At 32.7% G+C, this 23,221-nt stretch carries 19 protein-coding genes; all 19 read left to right on the plus strand.

Annotated elements, in window-relative coordinates:
* Positions 1–9: 9 nt before the first annotated feature.
* The 19 genes from dut (at position 10) to VAHSUH02_RS04815 (ending at position 23,218) form a co-directional block, all read left to right on the plus strand.
* A complete protein-coding gene (dut, locus tag VAHSUH02_RS04725; protein ID WP_005379026.1) occupies positions 10–459 on the plus strand; it encodes a dUTP diphosphatase in 450 nt (149 codons plus the stop codon).
* Positions 460–611: 152 nt separating this feature from the next.
* Positions 612–1,430: a hypothetical protein gene (locus tag VAHSUH02_RS04730; protein ID WP_038148910.1), complete on the plus strand. Its 819-nt coding sequence runs from the start codon at positions 612–614 to the stop codon at positions 1,428–1,430.
* A gap of 512 nt (positions 1,431–1,942) precedes the next feature.
* Positions 1,943–3,634 carry a dynamin family protein gene (locus VAHSUH02_RS04735; protein ID WP_005383861.1) on the plus strand — a complete coding sequence of 564 codons (1,692 nt, stop codon included), beginning with the start codon at positions 1,943–1,945 and terminating at the stop codon, positions 3,632–3,634.
* Position 3,635: 1 nt separating this feature from the next.
* Entirely contained in the window at positions 3,636–5,843 is a 2,208-nt protein-coding gene (locus tag VAHSUH02_RS04740; RefSeq protein WP_005383860.1) for a dynamin family protein, read from the plus strand.
* 1 nt (position 5,844) lies between these two features.
* Entirely contained in the window at positions 5,845–7,131 is a 1,287-nt protein-coding gene (locus tag VAHSUH02_RS04745; protein ID WP_005383858.1) for a dynamin family protein, read from the plus strand.
* Complete coding sequence (locus VAHSUH02_RS04750) at positions 7,124–9,640, plus strand: SEL1-like repeat protein (RefSeq protein ID WP_005383856.1); 2,517 nt, start codon at positions 7,124–7,126, stop codon at positions 9,638–9,640. Before VAHSUH02_RS04745 ends, VAHSUH02_RS04750 begins: the two co-directional genes overlap by 8 nt.
* 49 nt (positions 9,641–9,689) lie before the next feature.
* Complete coding sequence (locus tag VAHSUH02_RS04755; RefSeq protein ID WP_005383855.1) at positions 9,690–10,376, plus strand: hypothetical protein; 687 nt, start codon at positions 9,690–9,692, stop codon at positions 10,374–10,376.
* A 25-nt stretch (positions 10,377–10,401) separates the two neighbouring features.
* Positions 10,402–12,120, plus strand: coding sequence for a nuclease-related domain-containing DEAD/DEAH box helicase (locus VAHSUH02_RS04760; protein WP_005383853.1), 1,719 nt, complete (start codon positions 10,402–10,404; stop codon positions 12,118–12,120).
* Between the two features lie 98 nt (positions 12,121–12,218).
* On the plus strand, positions 12,219–12,563 hold the full coding sequence (locus VAHSUH02_RS04765; protein WP_038148908.1) for a hypothetical protein: 345 nt from the start codon (positions 12,219–12,221) through the stop codon (positions 12,561–12,563).
* A gap of 22 nt (positions 12,564–12,585) precedes the next feature.
* Positions 12,586–13,071, plus strand: coding sequence for a lecithin retinol acyltransferase family protein (locus VAHSUH02_RS04770; protein ID WP_005383848.1), 486 nt, complete (start codon positions 12,586–12,588; stop codon positions 13,069–13,071).
* A gap of 483 nt (positions 13,072–13,554) precedes the next feature.
* Entirely contained in the window at positions 13,555–15,171 is a 1,617-nt protein-coding gene (locus tag VAHSUH02_RS04775) for a DUF2828 family protein (protein WP_005383846.1), read from the plus strand.
* 143 nt (positions 15,172–15,314) lie between these two features.
* Entirely contained in the window at positions 15,315–15,848 is a 534-nt protein-coding gene (locus tag VAHSUH02_RS04780) for an NUDIX hydrolase (RefSeq protein WP_005383845.1), read from the plus strand.
* Between the two features lie 229 nt (positions 15,849–16,077).
* Positions 16,078–17,250: a phosphopentomutase gene (locus VAHSUH02_RS04785; protein ID WP_005383843.1), complete on the plus strand. Its 1,173-nt coding sequence runs from the start codon at positions 16,078–16,080 to the stop codon at positions 17,248–17,250.
* Between the two features lie 90 nt (positions 17,251–17,340).
* Positions 17,341–17,601, plus strand: a complete 261-nt coding sequence (gene rpsT / locus VAHSUH02_RS04790) for a 30S ribosomal protein S20 (protein ID WP_005378787.1) — start codon at positions 17,341–17,343, stop codon at positions 17,599–17,601.
* 379 nt (positions 17,602–17,980) lie between these two features.
* Positions 17,981–20,605: a DNA polymerase I gene (polA, locus tag VAHSUH02_RS04795; RefSeq protein WP_038148922.1), complete on the plus strand. Its 2,625-nt coding sequence runs from the start codon at positions 17,981–17,983 to the stop codon at positions 20,603–20,605.
* Positions 20,606–20,652: 47 nt separating this feature from the next.
* Positions 20,653–21,261 (plus strand): dephospho-CoA kinase, encoded by a 609-nt coding sequence (coaE, locus tag VAHSUH02_RS04800; protein WP_005383835.1) that lies wholly within the window; start codon positions 20,653–20,655, stop codon positions 21,259–21,261.
* A 69-nt stretch (positions 21,262–21,330) separates the two neighbouring features.
* Positions 21,331–21,885: a lytic transglycosylase domain-containing protein gene (locus VAHSUH02_RS04805; protein WP_005383833.1), complete on the plus strand. Its 555-nt coding sequence runs from the start codon at positions 21,331–21,333 to the stop codon at positions 21,883–21,885.
* A complete protein-coding gene (locus VAHSUH02_RS04810) occupies positions 21,869–22,561 on the plus strand; it encodes a hypothetical protein (RefSeq protein ID WP_005383831.1) in 693 nt (230 codons plus the stop codon). The genes VAHSUH02_RS04805 and VAHSUH02_RS04810 overlap by 17 nt, the downstream gene beginning before the upstream one ends.
* Before the next feature lie 198 nt (positions 22,562–22,759).
* The gene (locus VAHSUH02_RS04815) at positions 22,760–23,218 is read left to right on the plus strand and encodes a ribosome maturation factor RimP (RefSeq protein WP_005378889.1); all 459 of its coding nucleotides are present in this window, start codon (positions 22,760–22,762) and stop codon (positions 23,216–23,218) included.
* Positions 23,219–23,221: the final 3 nt, after the last annotated feature.

Here is a 23,221-nt window from a genome sequence, read left to right on the forward strand (position 1 = left end):
AGGTGTTACATGGATATTCGTGGCTTTGAAGTAGTTTCTGCTTTTGAAGAACAAAATATCAATTTACCAACACGTAAAACCACAGAAAGCGCAGGCTATGATATTGAATGCGCTGAAGCTGTTACATTAGAACCAAATCAAGTAGTTCTCGTGCCAACAGGTCTTAAGGCTTTCATGGCATACGACGAATACCTTGCTATCCACATCCGTTCTAGCATGGCTATCAAACGCAAACTAGCTCTTGTGAATAGCACAGGCATTATTGACAGCGATTACTACAATAATGAGGAGAATGAAGGTCATATCATGATCGCCCTCCTAAACTTTGGCAACGAACCTGTTACCCTTGAAAAAGGCGAACGCGTTGCACAAGGCATCTTCTCTAAATACCTTATCACCAACGATGACGACGCAACAGGCGTACGTACAGGTGGTATCGGTAGTACTGGGACTATGTAAACTACATACAATTCTGAACAGAATGGTGAAAGCCGCTCAACTTAGGTTGGGTGGCTTTTTTTGTGTAAAAAATTACACATTTGACTTTGTATAATACAATCATCAAAGAACATATGAATTTGTTTTGTTTATATTATATAAAGGAGATCATTATGGAAACTTTACAACAACATGTAATTACAGCAAAAGACATTAAAGAAGAAATCTTAAATGCACTTATGGAAGAACCTATTGAAGATGAAGATTTTGGTGAACGATATGATCGTTTACATGCTGAATGGGAGGTAAAAGGCTTAAAGAAATATCGTAAGGAAATTAATGATGCTTTTACCAATAAGGAAACTTTCAAAGATTGGGTCATTGATATCTGGGGAGATATAGCAACTTACATTGCTGTTATTAACGAGGAGCTAAAACTTCGTGAAATTGAAATTACTCGAGAAGCATCCGAATGTGCTGCATGGATGAAAATTTTTGTCTCCTCTGAAAGTGGCTCAAGAGATGAAGCTGAAGAAAAAGTAAAACGTAATCTAGAAGAAGCATTAGAAGACCATGACCAAAGAATTCTTAATATCTATGATGTAGAAGTAGTACCACTTTTAACATGGTGTGAAGAATTACTAGTGATGAAAGCCTTTTTAACTAATGACTTCTATATGAAAGGCTCATTTACAGATGAATTAAAACTCATATACACAAATGTGTTTACATTATTAGATCGAAATTTGCCAGAAAAAGTTGAATACAGTGATGCTCATTCCTTTGAATATTATGTGGATTTAGAGGACGAGTGGGAGTATTTGTACTTAGATGATTTAAATCCTATAGAAGAACTACTTGCTCTATTGCCTGGTAGTCCTTATGAATGTGATGTAATGTATTATGCGAAGTCAATCAATTGGAATATCAAAAATAAACATGTAAATACATTTAATGAAAAAGGTAAAGAGCTATATAACTCTTTGACTTGATAATATTAATATTATTAATTTCTATAAGTTTAAGTCTGTTTGTAGATAAGGGGGGGTGTTATTTAAGGAAGAATAAAGTTAACAACCTTCTAATTAATCTAAAGAATATTAAATGCAAAATGAGAGAAACAGAATTATAAGAAAGGAAATAAAAGAAGTTATATAAGAGATATTATGATTTACTAAAAATTAGTTAGTTAATTGATATAAGAAGAAAGGCTACATATGAATTCATGTAGCCTTTTATGTTTACTTTTGTGAAAAATAGATGAAAAAAATTTATGAAGAATTAATGAAGATTTATAAAAGAGATTATATTATATTGGTAATATATAGATAAAATAAATAGTTTGATAGTTATTATAATCGCGAGTAAGGAGATGTATTAGTTTTTGGCTTAAGATAATAACTGCCGAATATAATTATTTACTTAGAAAATTTATAATATTTTCTATAAGTCATATTTTCTAAAAATCTAATGATCTTATTTTATTAATAGTGGAGAAATTATAATGATAGATAAAAGTAAAAATGAAGAACGTCTTTTAGTATTAAAAGAAATTGCTGAGAAATATAATCTAATAGATATTATTGATAAATTAAATTGTTTTGAAATATTAAATAGAGATTATTGTGCTCATATATTAGTAGTAGGTAGTTTTAGTGCAGGCAAATCAGCTTTATTAAATAAGTATATAGGGAAATCTGTTTTAGAAGAAAGTCAAGCTCCAGAAACTGCTTTTGCAACTGAATTAAAATTTTCTGAAAATGAGCGATTGGTTGCTGAATATATTGATGGAACGAAAATTGAAAACCTGGATTTTAATGTATTAAAATCTGATGCAGATAAAATTTCAAATTTAATATGTTATGTGAATAGTGAAAACATAAAACTTCATCCAGATTATATTATGGTTGATACTCCAGGATTTGATTCAGGAGTAGAACGTCATAATAAAGCTCTTATTAAGTATATTCCGCAAGGAACTGCTTATATATTAGTGATTGATAGTGATAAAGGTACACTTTCAGAAAGTACATTAAATTTTTTAAAGGAGGTAAATTGTTATAGTAATGATATTGGAATCATTATAAATAAGTGTGATAAAAAAATACCTACAGAAGTAGAAAAAGTCAAGAATCATATTAAAAATATGTTATTAGCACATACAGGTTTTGATTATCCTATTATAACAACATCAATTCATGATTTAGATATATTGGAGAAATTGAATGAATTAGTTGAAAGCTTTGATGTAAATTATTTATATGATAAGAATGTTACATCTGAACTTGTTTATATTAAAGAATTAATTGAAGACTCATTAGTGATAATTCAAGATAATGAATCTTGTGATTTAAGTGAGTTAGATAATGAAATTAATTTGCGTGAAAAAGCTAAAACTGAATTAATAAATAGCATAGATAGTAAGAAAGCAAAAATCAAATCTGAAATCCGGGGAAATATGAAAAATAAGATTATTTCCTTAGTCAGAAATGGATTAACTAATCAAGCAGATTATCTAGCTACAGGTGCATTAATTAGTGCTGAATCACTTCAACAACGCGTTATTGAAATAGTTAGACCTATTTTAATTACAGAAGTTGAGGAATACTCAGAAGTTGCTATAGATGCATTTGTAAATAAATTAGAAGTTTCATTATTGAAAAGTTTTGATGAAGAGTTAGATTTGGAGCAAATAATTAAATCTGTATATGAAAAAATTAAGGGAATTATCGATAGTGGGAAGTTTAATATTTCCAATCGATCTATATTTGAGTTGGATAGTAATAAGAAGTTTAATAGTATGAGTGCTAAATTATATAAAACTATTAGTACAGCAATAGCTATAAGTACCAATGTATTGGCACCGATTATAGAATTATTAATAGTATTCTTACCTGATTTAGTTAATTTATTTAAAAGTATAGTTTCTGATTCAAGAGAAGAAAAAGCAAAGAAAATAATTTTAAATGAGATTATTCCACAAATTATAGCAAAGCTTCATAATGAATTAGATGTACCTTTACAAGATGTAGAAGAAGCTGCAATTAATGGTGTTGTTTTGACAATACAAGAACTTATAGATACAGAAAATAACGCTTTAGCAATTTTGAAGTCAAAGAAACAAGAAAAAATTGATTCTTATGACAATAAAGTACTTAATATACAAAAAGATATAGAGTTAATAAAGGGGATTTAATATGAATATAAAATATGATGATATTGTACAACCTATACTTGATGAATTAAGAGATTTTCAAACCTGTTATTCTAAAGAATTATATATGTCTTTTAAGGATCGATTTGAAGGACTTAAACCTAAAATAGAAGCTTCTTTACAAGAAGGTCGTGCTTTAAAAATAGGAATTGTGGGTGAAGTGAAAGCTGGTAAATCATCTTTTTTAAATGCTTTATTATTTAAAGGCCAAGATTTGTTACCACATGCAAGTACACCAATGACGGCAGCATTGACAAAAATATCTTACGGAGAAAAACAAAGTGCTAAAATTGTTTTTTACAGTGAAAAGGACTGGGAAAATATTGCTATATTAGCATCTGAATATGATAAACAAATTGATGATAATTATAATAAATATAAAAAAGAACAGGAAAAAAATATTACAAAAATTCGCAATAAATTCAAGGCTAATAATAAATCAAAAGAGGAGTTAATAAGTGTATTAAGCGAAAGCATTTCTGATGATATTAAAAGTTGTAAAGAATTAGTTGATATGTATCAAAAATCGAATATTAACTTACACACACTATTAGGATCAAGTAAGGAAATTAACATTGATAATATTAATACTGATTTAGCTGAGTATATTGGAGCAAATGGAGCATATACCCCTATTGTTAAGCATGTAGAACTAAAAATGAATGAACCGATTCTCAAAGATTTCGAGATTGTTGATACTCCTGGTTTAAATGATCCTATACTTAGTCGTTCGCAAACTACTAAAAGATTTCTAAGTGAATGTGATGTAGTATTTTTATTAAGTTATACTGGACAGTTTTTAACAAAAGAAGATATTGCATTTATGTCTAATACTTTACCTAAAGAAGGTGTTAGAGAAATAATAATAGTTGGTAGTAAGTTTGATTCTGGTTTATTGGATTATAATAAAAGTAAAAATTTAAAAGAGGCAATTAATAAAACAGTATATATATATAATGAACAAGCACGTGAAAATATTAATAACTTACTGTTAGCATCTCCAAATAAGGATAGAATTCAACATATTAAAGAATATCTACCGCCTATTTATATTTCATCATATTTATATGGTGCTGCATTGAGAAAAAAGAATAATCTAAAGTATACAATTGAGCAAGAACATATTATAGGGCGTTTGAGAAAACAGTTTAATGACTTTGTTGATGAACCTAATATATTATCTGATATATCGAGGATTCCAGAAATTCAATCAAAAAAATTGATGCCATTAAAAGAAGCACGAGAAAAACTAATTGACGATAAGAATAAACAGATACTTTTGGATGAAAAAAATATTCTTTTGGAACTATTGGGAAAAATTAATGATCAAATTATGGCCAATAAAATTAATTTAGAAAATAGTGATAAAAGTCAATTAGAAGAAAAAATGAAAATAGTGGAAAAAGGTCTTAATTCTGTTAGACGAGAGGTTAAGAGCGTAATAGAGGAAGTCGCTATAGATATAGCAACTTCTATATCTAAATTAAAAAATGAAATGGTTGCTGTTGTAAATAATCATAAGGATATTACTATATCAAGTCATATCGATGAGAAAAGAAAAGGGTATGACGAAGGATTCTGGATTTTTAAAAAAAGAAAGTATTATATTGAAACTACAAATAATTATGAAGCTGATGTGTCTGATGTAATGTCTAATATTCAGAGTTATATTTTTGAAGCTCGAAAGCTTGCTAATGGAATTCTTGAGAAGGCTGTAGATTGTCATAAATTAGAGAAGCAATTAAAAGAGGTTATTTTAAAAGGCTTTGATATGGGGGATGAATTTTTCGATGAGAGAGAAATATTGGTTCCTTTAAGTTTATTAGTAAAGAGTATAAAAGCAACTTATATAGAGATAGACCATAATAGTTATATGGAGAAGGTTGCTGATAAATTCCCGTCTGGTGCTAAAAATGAACAAATTCATCAGTTGAAGATTATGCAAACAAGTATATTAGGAGAGGTATGTAAAGATTTACAAGTTGAAATTGATAAATCAATTAGCTCGACACAATTAGAATTAAAAGTTCAAGAAAATACGTTAGTAGATTCTTTAATTAATAAATTACAGGAAAATTATGATAATTTGAAAAAGCAACTTGAAAATAAAGAAAATTCTTTAGCACAATATGACCAATTGTCTAAAAACATAAAAGAATATAATTATCAAATTAAAGAAATGGTGTTGTAAGATGGATTTATTTGAACAATTTGATGACTCTCAGAGTCTATTTGTTGATAATTATGAGCCTGAAACTGAAAATATATATTTAGCCAATGAAGAGACTGCTTTACAATTTATATCTAGAATCATTCCAATTAAAAATAAAGTAAGTCGAGACTATTATCTAGGTAATAAATTAAAAGGTATGATAGAAAAGCAATTTTTAAATGTTATTTCTAATATAGAATTTCCTAATAAAGCTAGCCTTCAACAAAAACTTGAAATATTAAGCGATAAACTAGTAGAGGAAAAACGTTATTCAATATTAAATAAGCGTGTTGTAATTGGATTAGGTGGTAAGTTTAGTTCTGGAAAGTCAAAATTTATCAATTCCATATTACATGCTGGTGAAGAGTTATTACCAGAAGATCAAAATCCTACTACTTCAATTCCAACATATATTGTTCAAGGTAAGTTGGAGGAGATTAATGCATATACAAATAATGGTGAAAAGATTGTATTAGATAAAGAGGCTTTACAAGCTTTAACACATCATTTTTATAGAAAGTATAATATTGGATTTTCCAGTTTTATTCATAGTTTAGTTGTTACTGAACCAGATATGCCTTATTCTAATATTGCTTTTTTAGATACTCCTGGTTATAACAAGGCGGATAATATTGAAGATATAAATTTGAAAAAAGGAGAAAGTGATGAATGTAAATCATATGAGCAGTTAAGAAAAGTTGACTTTTTAATCTGGCTTATGGACATAGAGAATGGAGTTATTCAACAAAATGATATTGAATTTATTAAAAGCTTGAACTTAAATACACCTATATTAATTGTAATTAATAAGATAGACAAAAAAACAGATGCTGATGTTGAGAAAATAGTGTCACTGGTAAAATCAACTGTATTAGCATCTGGAATCTCATTATATGATGTTGCGGCATATTCTTCTTTAGATAATAAAGAATGGTCAAATAAAGATTGTATAAATCAATTTATTTTAAGTGCAATAAATAATGGTATAAAACGAGAAGATGTTCTTATACAGATTCAAAAAATTAAAAAGACAATTTCTGAAGAATTAAATGATAATGAACAGTTTTGGGTTGATAATAGAAATTCTTTAAGTCATATAATAGCAAATTCAGAGTCTATTCTAGAAATACAGTCAGTCGTAAATTTATATGGAGATTCTCTTGAAGAACTTAGAAAAAATAGAATTGGTATTCGTAAGTTTAATTCTTATATGAAGCGTTTAGAGAACGATTTAAATAAGTTCTATAAGGAGAGTGCATATGAGTAATAGTAGTGAATCAATATTTTCTGTATTAAAAAAGTTAATGGATGAAAGTATTGAGGATATATCAACGAATGAAATAGATTATCAGACATTTGCAAACATAACTTTAGCAGAGTTATCAAAGATTCTTGATGATGGATCTTATATCGATAATGCTAACATTATTAGAAGATGTTCTAATACTTTTGAAAAAAACAAATTATTGATTAAGGTTCCAGAGTTGGTTGGAAAAACTCTATTTGCTATATTTGGTACAAATAATAATTCAAAAGAGATTTTAGAACCAATTATAGAAGGTTTAGAACACTTTACTTTTAATAATAATATTCCACATTTAATTTTGCCTCTTGAAAATAATTCATTAAAATCAGAAGGTATTTATGCACTAAATTATTGTGATAAATTAGTACCTATTTCTAGTGATGATTATAAGATTATAGGAAATGAATTTTATAGAAAAAATATAGAAGCTAGAAAGTTAATTAAATTATTTATTTCATTCCATAAATGTAAACATTGTAACGAAGCGTATATTATTATGCCTCCATTTTTAGATGAAACAAATAATATCTTGGAGTCAATTAAATCGAATGTTAATTTCCAGGTAGTTCTTTATAATGACAAACTAAATTGGAAACGATTACATCGACATTTGATTAAAGATCAAATATATTTTGTTGGTAGTAAAGAGGAATATAATAAAAGTGTAAATTATTATTCTAATGGAAATTCAAACGTTAATATATCGGAACCTGCAGATTTTTATAATCAATGTGAATTATTTAATAAAGTTACATTAAATGTGTTATTTGCAGTGAAGTTAGAGGAAATTTTATTAGATGTTCGATTATACTATATCTCAAAGTTATCGGAGATTAGTGTAAAGTTAGAGCATTTTAATAATGATTTAGTAAATGTTTCTGATAATGATTTATTAATGCAATTAAAAGTTCATAGAAATCAATTTCGAAATTATTATCACAATTTAAATACAATCGCATCTAATTTTAATGATAATTATTCTATAATTACTAATAAAATCTTAGAATATGATTCGAAGATTATTAATAATGATAAATTAGAATCATCGCAACATAATTTGAATATAGAATTATATTCACAAGTACTTTTAAGACTCTTTTTTAAACACATAACAGGTAATTTATATAGTGAAGCTTATAACGATATAGTTAGACTAAATAAAATTAATTATCCTTATAAAGATTGTTGTAGTGCTTTACTAAAAGTTTCTCAAGGACAACAATTAAGTAAAGAAGAAATTAATTTAATTAGACAATATCCTGATGATGCATATTATATTGCTAAGATAAAATTAGCCATGAATAAAGCATTAGGCCTGATAAATGAAGAAGTTATGGATTTAATGAAATATATAAATGATATTGAAACGGGCGAAGAGTTCTTTTATAGTGCTAAATGGTTAATGAGTCAAAATGAATATGATAAAGCTAAAGAAATGATTTTAAAATCCTTGGAATTTGGATATAAGGATAGTCATTTGTTACTAGAACAATATACTAAAGAGTGTGGATTAAATATAGATCTTGAATTACTTGCAAGTTTCTTGATTCCAGAGGCAAGCTTTAAATTAGCGCTTATAGAAAAACAAAATAAAAAATACAAGAAAGCTAATGTCTATTTTAAAGTTGCTGCATCTCAATTGCATATTGGAGCTATTGAGTACTTGGCAAATGAATTATACGAAAAATATATTAGAATTCCATATAGTAAGATTGATGAAGAAAAGAATCAAATCGGAATTAATAACTTAATTGAGTTATATAACTACTTATATAAAAAATATAATAAACAACTATACGAATTGCGTATAGGTCTTATGTATAATAAAATTCAAGATTATGGTAGAGCTTATCAATATTTATCCTCTATTAATGATGAGGCGGCTATATATGCCTGTGCAAGAATGCTTGAATATGGCAATGGTGTGGCTAAAGACTTAAATCAGGCAAAAAGACTCTATGATAAAATTATAGGGTATAAAGACGCTGGGAAACGATATAATAAAGTTGATGATATACTATATAAACAAGAGCAGAGACGTAATAGATCGTCAGCCTATAGTGAGTCTAAAAGTTATAGACCAGAGATAGTTAAAACAACAAAGCCTAAGAAAAGTAGTGGTTGTTATGTTATTACCGCGACTTGCAAAGCTTTAAAATTAGAGGATAAACGTATCAATATTAAAAATCTTATAAAATTTAGAAATATATTCATTCATTCAGAAGGAAATGAGGCTGTATCTGAATATTATAGATTGGGTCCGACAATTGTTAATCATATAAATACAGAAGAGTATCCAAATGAGATTTACGAAAAATTGTGGAATGTCTATATAGACCCAAGTTTAACAATGATCGAATATAAAAAGAATGATGAGGCTCGAGATATTTATATAAGTATGTGTAAAATGCTATGTCAAAAATATAATATTTCAGTTCAAGAAAATATAAAAGAAAAATATTTGTTGTAAGATACAACTTATAGTTTAAATTCTAATAATGTTTTTATAGGAGTGTATTATGTCTGAGTTTTCTGATTTATTATATTGTAGTAAACCTTCTCTAGCTGACATTAGATTTGAGGCTGTAAAAGTTAATTATGATATAAGTATTATTGATGCAATTAAATTATCTGTTGAAAATGAGGGATTCAAAGCAAGAATTGATGTTACTAATCTACCATCAAATATTTCTGACACTATAATTATAGATATTTCTTCCAAAACTAATCGAAAAAAAGATGAATTTTTTATAATTTTTACTCAAGATAGTATTGGTATTTTTTATTTTTTTAAATTAGAAGAAAATTGTATTAATAATCAAAGAGATAAAATATTGAAGTCCCTTAATGAATTGAATAAAAATTCTAAAGTTAAGTATTTGCTTGAAGAATCAGATAATTATGCTTCATATATTCAGGCTTGTTATCGATTTAATAGAATTGATGCAATTGATAAAGAGTATAGATATGTTAAATTAGCATATGACAATTTAGTAGCTATTTGTGAAGATAAATCTGCTTTAGTTAATTCTACAGAGATATTGCTAAATCGAATGGAGGTTTATATTGATGATGAGTTAGATATGAATTTATCTGGTAAGTGGAATATCACTGAATGCTTTGAATATTTATTTATACTAGATAGTATAAATTATTTTATTTCTGTTCTCAGTTCAGACTATAAAAGTTTGTTGAAACTTTTATAATATAGAATTCATTTGGAAAAATATCATGCCAAAATTCTACCCCACAATAATAAATAGTTTCCATGGTAGTGAAGGAGAGCGTCTCGTATATGAGGCGCTCTCTAAATTAAATAACGAATACGTAATTTTTCATTCTTATAGATGGTTAGGCGAATTGAACCAACGGCGGAGTGAAGGTGAAGCAGATTTTGTTATTTTACATCCTAAAAAAGGTATTTTATCCATAGAGGTAAAAGCTGGTGGAATTTCCTATCGTGATGGAAACTGGATTCAAACGAATCGAAATACAAAAGAAGAAAAAATTATAGATCCTTTGGGACAAGCTGCGGAGAGTCAATTTAGGATTCAGAATTATTTACGTAAACATTATAATGGGCAAATACCTGTTATTGGTCGAGCCGTATGGTTCCCATCTGTAGCTATTCATAACAAGGTTTCTTTACCACTAGAGGTAAATAGAGATATTGTGTTTGATGTAGATTGCTTATTTAATCCACAGGAATCTATGGATAAAGCTTTTAGCTATTGGAAATCTAATTTAGGATTTAGAGAGTCAGAACAATCAGTTAATGATTTTCAGAATATGATTAAGACTTTAATGCCTACATTTAATATTGTTGAATCTGTTGCAAGTACGGCGCTTGAATCAACGAAAAGTTATATACAGATGACGAAACAACAAGCATCTATATTGCATTTTTTACGTGAGCAACCAACGGCTGTTATTCATGGTCCAGCAGGAACGGGTAAAACGATGCTTGCTATTGAAAAGGCTAAAATGTTGGCCGCGGAAGGAAAGAAAGTCTTATATTTATGTTTTAACGAGTTCTTATTATCATATGTAAAAGAGCATTATACGTGTGATAATATAGTCTTTCATAATATTAGATCATTAGCTGAAAATTTGATGCCTAATAGCAATTATTCTATTGCAGAAATTATTCCTAAATTTATTGAGTACTTTCAAAATGAATATGATGATCTAGAGTGGTCTTATGAAAATGTAGTTATTGATGAAGGTCAAGATATCGATGAACGTATATTAGAACATATTTCTATATTAGTAGACATGTTAGGCGGTCATTATTATGTGTTCTACGATAAAAATCAGTATATAATGATGCATAAATCGACGCATTGGTTAGATACTTATGGGGACTGTCGTCTTGTATTATATAAAAATTGTCGCAATACTGCTGAAATAGCTAAAACTGTAGGTACAACATTAAGTGATATAAAGAAAGATGCTTATATAAATGAGCTATCTGGGATAAAACCACTTGGATCATTCTATAAGAATGAAAATGAATTACGTAACATTGTTACAAAGTTTGTTACAAAAATGATTCAAGATAAGGTTAAACCTGAAGACATTGTTATTCTTACTACAAGTAGTGTTTCTAACAGTATGTTAAAAAATATTTCTGCTATAAACGGAGTATCTATCTCTATTGAGCCAAAGAAAAATAATATATTGTTCACATCAGTTCGTAAATTTAAAGGCTTAGAGGCTAAAGCAGTTCTACTAATTGATATTTTAGTCAATCGCCTCACTAATGAATTACATAAACGGTTAGTCTATGTAGGTTCATCGCGGGCAAATACATATTTACAATTAGTATTCTATGATAATCTACCTAATGAAGATTATAAGTCCATTCTAAATCATTTAGGTGTAAATGAAATCAATGGATCTAGTAAAGAAGCTTTATTAGAAACTTTTGGTCTCGATTTATTAAAATAATATTTTGATGCGTTATTTTATACGCATACACTTTTGTACAATATACATGTAATCAGTTAGTTATTCTAATGTTGTTTTGTAGTATAGAGGTGTATGGTATGAAAACAGATGTTATCAAAGAAGCTCTTGAAAGTATAAAAAAGGAAGATCCTAAATTATACGAGGATGTAGTAGAGTATATTTCTTCCAATAAAAATAAAACTGGTGTTCATCCTGAAGGGGTGTATCATGAACACAATTGGCCTAATATTATAGGACCTATGCCTGGACCATTTCCACATCCACGGAATCCATTTGAACAAAACCCATTTGGTGTATTCTGGCCATTGGCTGGGTTATATTTGTTCTATAAATTAGTTAGAAAGGTATGGCGATTATTACGAGGCAAGAATCAAAATATTTCCTTAGATGATATTATTACGTATATAAATAATCATAAATAATCTGTTGTATGGGAGAGTAATAATGGCTTCAAAAAAGTTAAAATTAGGTGATATTGTTTTTTGTGAACGACGTAGTGGATTATTAGGCCGTAACTTATATCAACATTATGGCGTATATGCAGGTTATCATAAAATTATCCATTATGTAAAAGGGGATTCTCCACTAGATGGACGAATTGCCGAAACTAGTATTGAAGAGTTTTGTGACGGAGATACCTTATATATTGCTGAGGACGATAGTTTATTATCTATTTTTCAAGACTCTGATGTAACTGCTAGATTTTATGGGCCCCGTAAAACTGTACAACGTGCAAAATCTATGATTGGAAAAGGCGATTATAACTTGTTTGGCCATAACTGTGAACACTTTGCTATTTGGTGTAAAACAGGTCAACTAGAGTCCACACAACTTAGTATAGAAGGTATGGCAGCAAGAGTATTTAAACCTTCGTGGGGACCAATGAAATGGTTGGTTGATGAAATTTGGCGCGTTGAGGCTGAGTATTAGTAGTAACTATAAGGAACTAGCAATGCAGAAAAACATGTATTGCTAGTTCTAACTTTCACAAAAGCAAAATATTTTAAAAATAATTATTGACACACACGGATACGTGTATTATAATTACATCATCAGGTGAAAGAAATCACCAACATGTAGAACAGAAAGACTTAGATTCTAACAGCAATCCTGTCACATACATAACTTGATTAAGATGAGTATAGAATCTAGTATAATTTCATAGTTATCGTTCATAAACGATTCATAAGGTTAGACACTAGCAGCAATCTTTGATGATTTAACCAGAAAAAGTTATTTTGGAGACCCTTTGGTCTAGAGTATCGTGTCTAGTAAACTTTAGCCTCAGTGAGGTTAGTAATTGTCTTGAACTTTGTATTGTAACCGCTCACGGTTGTCTTGTTTATTTTGCTTTCAAAATTTACGTTGTGATAATCCGCAGCGGTTTTTTTATATGCCAAGGAGATATGAACTATGAATACATTTATGAACGCTTTAACAAACAATGAAAAATCCTATACAGCTAATGATGGTACTGCGTATCGTACAAGTGGCAGTCCTCTTGTGGACCTTAATTTCTCTGTGCCTGCATTACGTCAAGTTGCGGTTGATTTTTATGGTAAAAGTAAACATGACCGCTATTTCTATGGTGCACATCGCACTATGGATGCAGTGGATGCATTGCGCTTATTCATTACATCCTACGATGAAGACCCTCTGTATACCATGAAATGGCTTATGTATGCCCGCCATATTAAGCTAGGCCTTGGTGAGCGTGATGTATTCCGCATGATGCTCACTAAAATTGGTGACTTGTATCCAGAGATGGCATTGCAGTTCATCATCGGCACCGAGTTATGGAACTATGGCCGTTGGGATGATGTGTTACGCATCTTTTTTGATACTACAAGCGGTATTTTACACGATGGACTAGGGGCGTTAATAGCTAATCAGTTTAGACGCGATGTAATGGCGTGTGGGCTTGGCGATTCTATTAGTTTATTAGCTAAATGGATGCCGTCCAATAATACATCGTCTAAGCAAAAACGTTCTGAGGCGCTTATTTTACAATCCTTGTTACATCTAAATGCAAGAGAGTATCGTAAAATGTTGTCTAGATTGCGCGAGCATCTAGCGGTGGTAGATCGCAAGGCTTCTCTTAACCAATGGAACGATATTAATTATAATCATGTGCCATCAAAGGCGAATCTTAAATATCGTAATGCTTTCTTAAAACATGATGAAGAACGTCGCCAGGCGTATCTTACATCATTAGAAAAGGGAGACGACTCAGTTAAGATTAATGCGAACTCTATGTTCTTGTATGATATCGTGCAAGCCTATGTAAAGGCGGATAGTTGCTGGGATAATAGTCTAAATCCATATGACGAAACATTAGAACAATTATGGCATGCCCAAGAATCTCCTAAGGATTATGACGATATCTTAGTTATACGCGACGGGTCTGGATCTATGGGGCAACAACTATCTGGTAATAGTTCCGTTACCGCACTTAGCGTAGCAGATTCGATTGCATTGTATTGTGCACAGCATAATAAGAATGAATCCTTTAAAAATCGATTCATTACCTTTAGCAATCGCCCTCAGATGGTAGACATTTCGATGTGTGAAACTTTGCGAGATAAGTTGAGACGATTGCATCGCTTTGACGATTACAGCAATACGGATATAGAGGCAACTTTTGACTTAATTCTCGACACAGCCGTAAAACATCATCTGCGTCAAGATGAGTTGCCTTCAGCATGCCTTATCATTTCTGATATGCAGTTTGACCAGGCTACAAAGCATGAGGATAACACGTCCGTTATTGAATCATGTCGTCAGAAATTTGAAGCCCTTGGGTATACTATGCCACGGCTCATTTTCTGGAATGTATCTGTCTATGCACATAATATAATTCCTGTACAAATGCATCCAAGCGGTGTCATTCTCGTATCTGGATTCTCTAAATCCATCGTAGATATGGTGGTATCTAGAGAAGTCAATCCTGAAAAGGCACTTAAAGCCGAATTAGATGCTAAATGTAGTATTGTAGATACAGCATTACAAGGCTATGTAAATGTAGCGTAACATTTATATAATCTCATTAAAATAGGTTCCTATTAGTCGCAAAATGACTAGTAGGAACCTTCTTTTGGTGTAATTAATTTGTGCTATAATGAGTTGTAGGTTTTATACTATAACAATCATTTTATATATACGAGGAATTAAGTATGGCAATTAGCAAAGAAGTACAAAAATCTAGCGAAATAAAATTTGATGGTAAACTAATTAAGGTTACCTATGATATAGCTGATGTAAATGGTAATGATGCGTGGCGTGAAGTTGTACATCATCCAGGGGCAACTGCCATCGTTGTCGTTACAGAGGATAACAAAATCGTGATGGAACGTCAATTCCGTTATGCTTTACAACAACCTTTGCTTGAAATTCCAGCTGGTAAACTAGATCCTAACGAAGAACCTATTAACTGTGCTAAACGTGAATTAGCTGAGGAAACTGGTTACCGCGCTAAAGAATGGATTTCATTAGGCACAATTGCGACAAGTCCTGGATTTTGTAATGAAGTATTACATCTATACTTAGCAAAAGACCTTACCATGGGCGAAACCCATTGGGATCCAGATGAATACGTAGAACTTGAATACTATACATTACCTGAATTATTAGAGGCTATTAAGGCAGAACAAATTAAGGATAGTAAATCACTGGCTGCACTTATGCTTGCTATGCCATATCTTAAATAGGACTTTATTAAAAAAATAATATATAGTATAATGAACACATAAAGAGAGCCAAATAACGTGCTGTTAGCGTTAGGCTCATCTAAAATACGGAAATATGATGATGCCTAACGTGTTGAGGTGGTAGGATACCTCATACGTTAGGCATTTTTATTCTCTAACTCACGTTACTTGGCTCTTAATGGTAGTATAGCATGTAATATTCTAGCTGAATATTACAATAGGAGTTATTATGTATAAAAGAATCATTATATTAGTTATGGATTCTGTTGGCATTGGTCATGCCCCAGATGCGGCAAAATTTAATGATGAAGGATCTAATACATTAGGACATATCGAAGCAACTGCAGGTTTGATTCATTGTCCCACATTGCGTTCTCTAGGCTTGGCAAATATTGCGGATATTAAGACCGATGAAACACCTGTTATGGGTGCTTATGGGAAAATGGAGGAAGTCAGCACAGGGAAGGATACAACCAGTGGTCATTGGGAAATGATGGGCCATCCTGTTACGGTTCCGTTCCCTACATTTTACGATGGATTTCCTAAGGAATTGATGGATACTTTCACTAAAGAAACTGGTTATGGTTATCTTGGTAATGAGGTCGCATCTGGTACGGAAATTATAGAGCGTCTTGGCGTAGAACACATGAAAACGGGGCAACCGATCGTGTATACCTCTGCGGATTCTGTGTTCCAAATTGCAGCACACGAGGATGTGATTCCTTTAGAGGATTTGTATCGTATGTGCGAAATTACGCGTAACAAAGTATGCGTGGGTGACTATTATGTAGGACGTATCATTGCTCGTCCGTTTGTAGGAAAACCCGGTCATTTTGTGCGCACGTACAATCGCCATGACTATAGCCGTATGCCTGAACACCGCATGGTGCAACAGGAATTACAAGCTGCACAAATTCCGACGGTGGCCGTCGGCAAAATTGGTGATATCTATGCTCATGTCGGATGGGATGAAAGCTATCCAACGAAATCGAATGCTCACGGCATGAATGTGGTGCCTTACTTATTAGGTTCCTCCTTTGAAAGGGGCCTCATGATGGTAAACCTTGTAGAGTTTGATAGTCTATATGGTCATCGCCGTAACGTAGAAGGCTATAAACGTGCCATCGAAGATTTTGATTACCAATTGAGTGGATTATTACCATTATTGAAAGATGATGATTTGCTTATCATCACAGCCGACCATGGTAATGATCCTACATGGCATGGCACAGACCATACGCGTGAACATGTTCCATTACTTGCCTATAGTCCAAGTATGAAAGGGACCATCGATTTAGGTTTACGCCATAGTTTTGGTGATATAGGACAAACCGTATTGGCGAACTTTGGACTTTCACCATATGCAGTAGGCACATCATTTTTAAAAGATATTATGAAATAGTCGTATTGTGTAATATAATCCTTGCGTCACAATATCTTGTATGATATAATCATTCAGGTATAAGAAACGATTTTTAAGGAGGTGACTCAATTGCCAAACATTAAATCCAGTATTAGAAGCGTAAAAACGGATGCTGAACGTCGTGCGAAAAACGCCGCTGTGAAATCTCAAATCCGTACAGCAGCTCGTAAAACCGTTGAAGCTGTTCAAGCAGGCGCAGTAGAAGAAGCAAAACAAGCACTTGTTCAAGCTACTAGCGTAATTGATAAAGCAGCCTCCAAAGGTGTACTTCATAAAAACACTGCAGCTCGCAAAAAATCCAACCTTGCAGCTAAAGTAAACGCTTTATAATTTTATAGAGCCAAAGCCCATCATCGATGGGCTTTTTTTATACCCAAAGGACGCCAGAATGGCGTCCTTTTTCCTTGTACCCAGCAGTAATAAAATTGATTTATATATCGTAGAAGCAGAATGTAAAAATATATGTATATATGTTTTAAATGCTTGATATGGGGGAACACGGGTGGCCTAAAGCTGACTTTGGCCCTGCGAAGGCCGCAGGCCGTAGACAGACCCGGCCGGTGGAGGTTTTGGGGCTGCCCTCAGTCCTATTCTGCAAAACTTAGAAAGATGAATGCATATATTTTTGATAGAAGCAAAGGTAGTAAAAATCAATTTTATTACGCCTCAATATGCTATAATGAAACATATGATTAAGCGAGGTGTACTTATGAAAAAATTAATGATTATAGATGGCAGCAGTCTGTTATTTCGTGCCTTTTTTGCGCTTCCTCCGTTGAAGTCTGCTCTTGGCACGCCAACCAATGCAGTATATGGTTTTTTGACAATGCTCATTAAATTATATGAAGAGATTAAACCTGATTATATTGCTGTAGCCTTTGATAAAGGTCGTCAAACGTTCCGTACGGAAATGTATAGTGAATATAAAGGTAATCGCCCTGATGCACCAGAGGATTTACGGCCTCAGTTTAGCTTGATTCAAGATGTGTTGAAGGCTCTTGGCATTTGTGTTATTGAAGAGGAAGGTTATGAGGGGGACGATATTCTTGGTTCCTTGTCTAAGAAATTTGGATCTTCTGATTTAGCAGTGCAAATTATTACTGGTGACCGTGATAATTTACAGCTTGTTACTGACTACAGTCATGTATTCTTAACGAAAAAAGGTATCTCGGATATGCTTGAGGTTACCTTGGATAATATGACTGAATTATATGGTTATGGCCCAGATAAAGTTATCGAAATGAAGGCGCTTATGGGCGATTCTTCCGATAATATTCCAGGCGTTCCAGGGGTTGGTGAAAAAACAGCTCTTAAATTGATTAATGAATATGGTGATTTAGAGTCTGTATATGAGAATATCGATAACATTTCTGGCAAGAAATTAAAAGAGCGTCTTGTTGAAAATAAAGAGTTAGCCTTCTTATCTCGTCAATTGGCTACTATCAAGACTGACATGGAGTTGTCTTATTCGCTCGATCAATTTGTACAGAATTTCCACCTTGGTGAAGTGAAACCTATGTTTGAAACATTAGGCTTTACTAAATTGACACCTCGTTTGGCTAGTGTGATGGGCGTAGAAGGTGACGACGCAGAGGATTTTGGTGGACTCTTTAGTATGGCCGAAGAGATTAAAATCGAAGATCTGTTAGATGCATCTGCTCTTACTGAGGACTTTTACAAAAATAAAACCATTGGTGTTCATATTATTACGGATGGCAAAGCGCCGTTCCGTACGATTACATCTGCTTTCATTAATAATGGTGAAAGCATTATCAAGCTAGATGGTTCTCATAATGACAAATTATTGAATGCATTGAATGGTGCAAAGACGATTGTAACGACACAAAGCAAGGAATTTTTGGAGGTTCTTTGCCACGATGAACCGGCTCAAATCCGTTTGTATGAAAATGGTGTGGCCCGTATTCACGATGTATCCTTGATGGCCTATTTGTTGGACCCAACGCGTACCAATTATGGATATCTCTATTTAACAGAGCGTTTTAGTGTGCCATCCATTGCTACAGGTAGTGTAGATGTAGAGTGCGTCTCTATGGTGAAAGCATTGCTTGCTATGGACGATGTTGCTGTTAAGGCATTGCAAGACGAATCCTTATGGGATTTATACAACAATATTGAATTGCCATTGATTCATACATTATTAGTTATGGAGAAAAATGGTATTTATATTGACCCTGTAAAATTAGAAGAAACAACTGTTAAATTCAAGGCGGAACTCGAAGCTGTTCAGCAAGAAATTTATGAATTAGCAGGGGAAACGTTTAATATTAATTCTCCAAAACAATTGGGGATTATCTTGTTTGAAAAGATGAATCTACCTGTCATTAAAAAGACGAAAACAGGTTACTCCACAGATGCAGAAGTATTGGATATGCTTCGTCATGAAAGTCCTATTGTAGAGAAGATTTTAGCCTATCGTTCCGTAGCTAAATTAGTTTCTACCTATTGTGAAGGCTTAGCGGTCCTCATCAATCCTGAAACGCATCGTATTCATACCACATTTAACCAAATGGTAACAGCTACTGGACGGTTAAGCTCTTCAGATCCGAACTTACAAAATATTCCTGTTCGTACAGAAAAGGGTCGTGAAATTAGAGCGTTATTCTATCCTGGCGAAGGCTTTGATACATTGGTGAGTGCCGATTATTCACAAATCGAGCTCCGCATCTTGGCGCATTTGTCTGGTGATGAAGCGTTAATTAAGGCTTTCAACGATGGTAAAGATATCCATAGATTTACCGCTGCCGAAGTGCTTGGCAAGTCTCAAGATGAGGTAACCAGCGAAGAACGGTCTCATGCTAAGGCTGTCAACTTTGGCATTATCTATGGTATTTCAGATTTCGGTTTATCTCGTGATTTAGGCATTACGCGTCAAGAAGCAAAAAACTATATTGAGCTTTATTTTAGCCGCTATCCAAAGGTTAAGGAATATATGGATAACATGGTAAAAGAAGCCCATGAAACGGGTAAGGTGCGTACGATGTTTGGTCGCATGCGCGAGTTACCAGATATTAATAGTCGTAATTTTAACCGTCGTTCCTTTGCAGAGCGTACGGCTATGAATACACCGATACAAGGTACTGCTGCTGATATTATTAAGCTCGCTATGAACAAGGTAGAATCCATTTTAGAAGAGAAGACGTTTAAATCGCGCTTATTATTACAGGTGCATGATGAACTTGTATTAGAAGTTGTAAATGAAGAATTGGATGCTATTCAAACGTTGCTTAAGGAAACTATGGAATCCATTGTAGAATTACATGTTCCACTTATCGTTGATGTACATAATGCGGAAAACTGGGCACTTGTAAAATAAATTTTACATATAACGTTCGAGTAGAAGGATAGCTGCAGGAGGCACATATGTTAAAAATAGGTTTAACAGGTGGAATTGCATCTGGCAAGAGTACAGTACTAGACTTTTTTAAAAAGAAGGATGTACCTTATATTGATGCCGATGTAGTAGCACGTGAAGTGGTTGATCTTGGTACGCCTGGACTCGCTGCTATCCGTGAATTATTTGGTGATACAGTGATTCTCGATGATGGTAGATTAAATCGTGACGCACTTGGTAGTATCGTTTTTCATAATGAAGAAAAACGCCTACAGTTAAATAGCTGCTTACATGGTTTCATTCGTCAGCGTATTGATGAATTGAGTTCTATGTATGAAGAGGAAGAAGCTCCAATCGTAATTTATGATATTCCTCTTCTCATTGAGGGTAAGTGGTATGAGCGACTCGATACGGTTTGGCTTGTCTATGTATCGCCAGAGGTGCAGGTTCGCCGGTTAATGGAGCGCAATGGATACTCAAAAAAGGACGCATTAGCACGTATTCAAAGTCAAATGTTATTAGATGATAAACGTCCTTTTGCAGATGTCATCATTAATAATGATGGTACACCTGATGAATTATATATTCAGTTGGAAAAATTGTGGCACGATAAACTATGGCCGTTGTATAATAAATAATTATCAATCAATGTATGATTGAATGAATACAATATAAATATGTAATGGTTTGAACTAAGGGGAGGATGTATGAAACGAACTACCGCAACAGCATTGGCTGTTGTTGTGTTAGGATGGTTTTATTTTAACCATTTACAAGATCCTGTGGCACGCTATACAGCATACCCCTTTGATTATAGAGATGTAGTTGTATCGGCTGCGGAAAAGGAAGAGGTATCACCGGCATTGGTGGCCAGTGTCATTTTGGCTGAAAGTAAATATAAAAATACTGCTGAATCCGAAACAGGCGCTCTAGGATTGATGCAACTCATGCCGGATACAGCTCGTTGGGTGGCCCAGCAAATGGGGCATGGTAACTACACGGATCGTCAACTAAAAGAGCCAGAAACGAATATCCAATTAGGCACATGGTATTTGGGGTATTTATTAAAAGAATTTAATGGTGATGAGGTACAAGCTCTGGCTGCCTATAATGCAGGGCGTGGACATGTTGAGTCCTGGATTAAGGAAAAGAATTGGAATGGCATGATTGATACGATTCCGTTTCCTGAAACACGTATGTATGTGAAGACGGTATTAATGTATCAAGAAAGATATGAGGCATTATATGGAGAATATCATTGAAACCTGTAAGTCTTTAGACTATTCTTGGTTACCATTGGAGATTGGTAATTTTAAACTCGTTGTAACAGGACCTGACGAAATTGCTAAAGCTCAAGAGACTATGTCCGCTGGAAAGATTGTATTAACATTGCCTCTATTTCATTATGAAAATGATTTAGGGTGGAAGTGGTGTGCTCTTTACGATAAAGAGGTAGAGGATTATACCGTGCACGTAGTGATGCCTTTGTTCACATTTGTAGATATATCTTTTGTGCGCCAAGAGTTCGAACCGTATTGGCAGGGCCTACAAGAACGTTGTGTTCAGGGGCTTTCAAAATTACTAATCAACAGTGCAGAAAATTTTACCTATACCTATATGCGTAAGGGGCTACAAAATTGGGATTATGAATCTGTTATGCCCGCTGAGTTAGAAGGATTTGTACGAGATATAACACCTAAAAATGCGGTGCGCATGATTAATGGTTCCTATATCATAGGTGAATATCGAAAGATGGATGAATGTACAGGATTACTGTTGTACTATAATGAATTTCGCGATGAATTCTTTGCAGAATTACGGTATCAAAATTATCCAGAAATTGATCATCATCTTGATGCTAAGCCATTAGATGATTTGGAACATGTACTATCTGAACATTTAAAAAATATACTGTGTGAACTAAATTCACGCGGTTAAATTGTACATTTTAGCGGAATTATGCTATACTATACATGACTTTTATATAAACTTTTTTAAGAGTGGGCTATTTTTTGCTCACTCTTTCGTTTATGATTGGGTGAAATTAGTCATATAATTGTATCAAATTGTATCAAATTGTATGATGAAAACAGCGTATATAATCGATATGTAGTATGTTATAAGGAGGCGATGGCTATGAAAAGAGAGGCCGTAGAGGAATTTGTATCCTCTGTAGTTGAAGGCGTTATAGCTGGCACGAATCTGGAATTAGTCGATGTCGACTATGTTCGAGAACGGGATTGGTATTTGCGCGTGTACCTTGATAAACCAGGTGGTGTCGATTTGGATGACTGTCAAATGGTCAGTGAAAAATTGAGCGCAGCTCTCGATGAGAAAGACCCTATTGCAGAAAATTATTTGCTTGAAGTGTCTTCTCCTGGTCTTGATCGAGTTCTAAAAAAAGATAAAGATTTCATTCGCTATAATGGCCGTGATGTAGATATCCAATTGTTTAAACCTATTAATGGCAGTAAACAATATACGGGTGTACTACAAGGCTTTACAGATACAACGATAGAATTTTCAATCAATGGTGAAAGCGTAACATTTGAACGTTCTGCCATTGCACAAATTCGATTACATCTTGATTTTTAATAT

The organism is Veillonella atypica KON (assembly GCF_002959915.1).
GTDB lineage: Bacteria > Bacillota > Negativicutes > Veillonellales > Veillonellaceae > Veillonella > Veillonella atypica.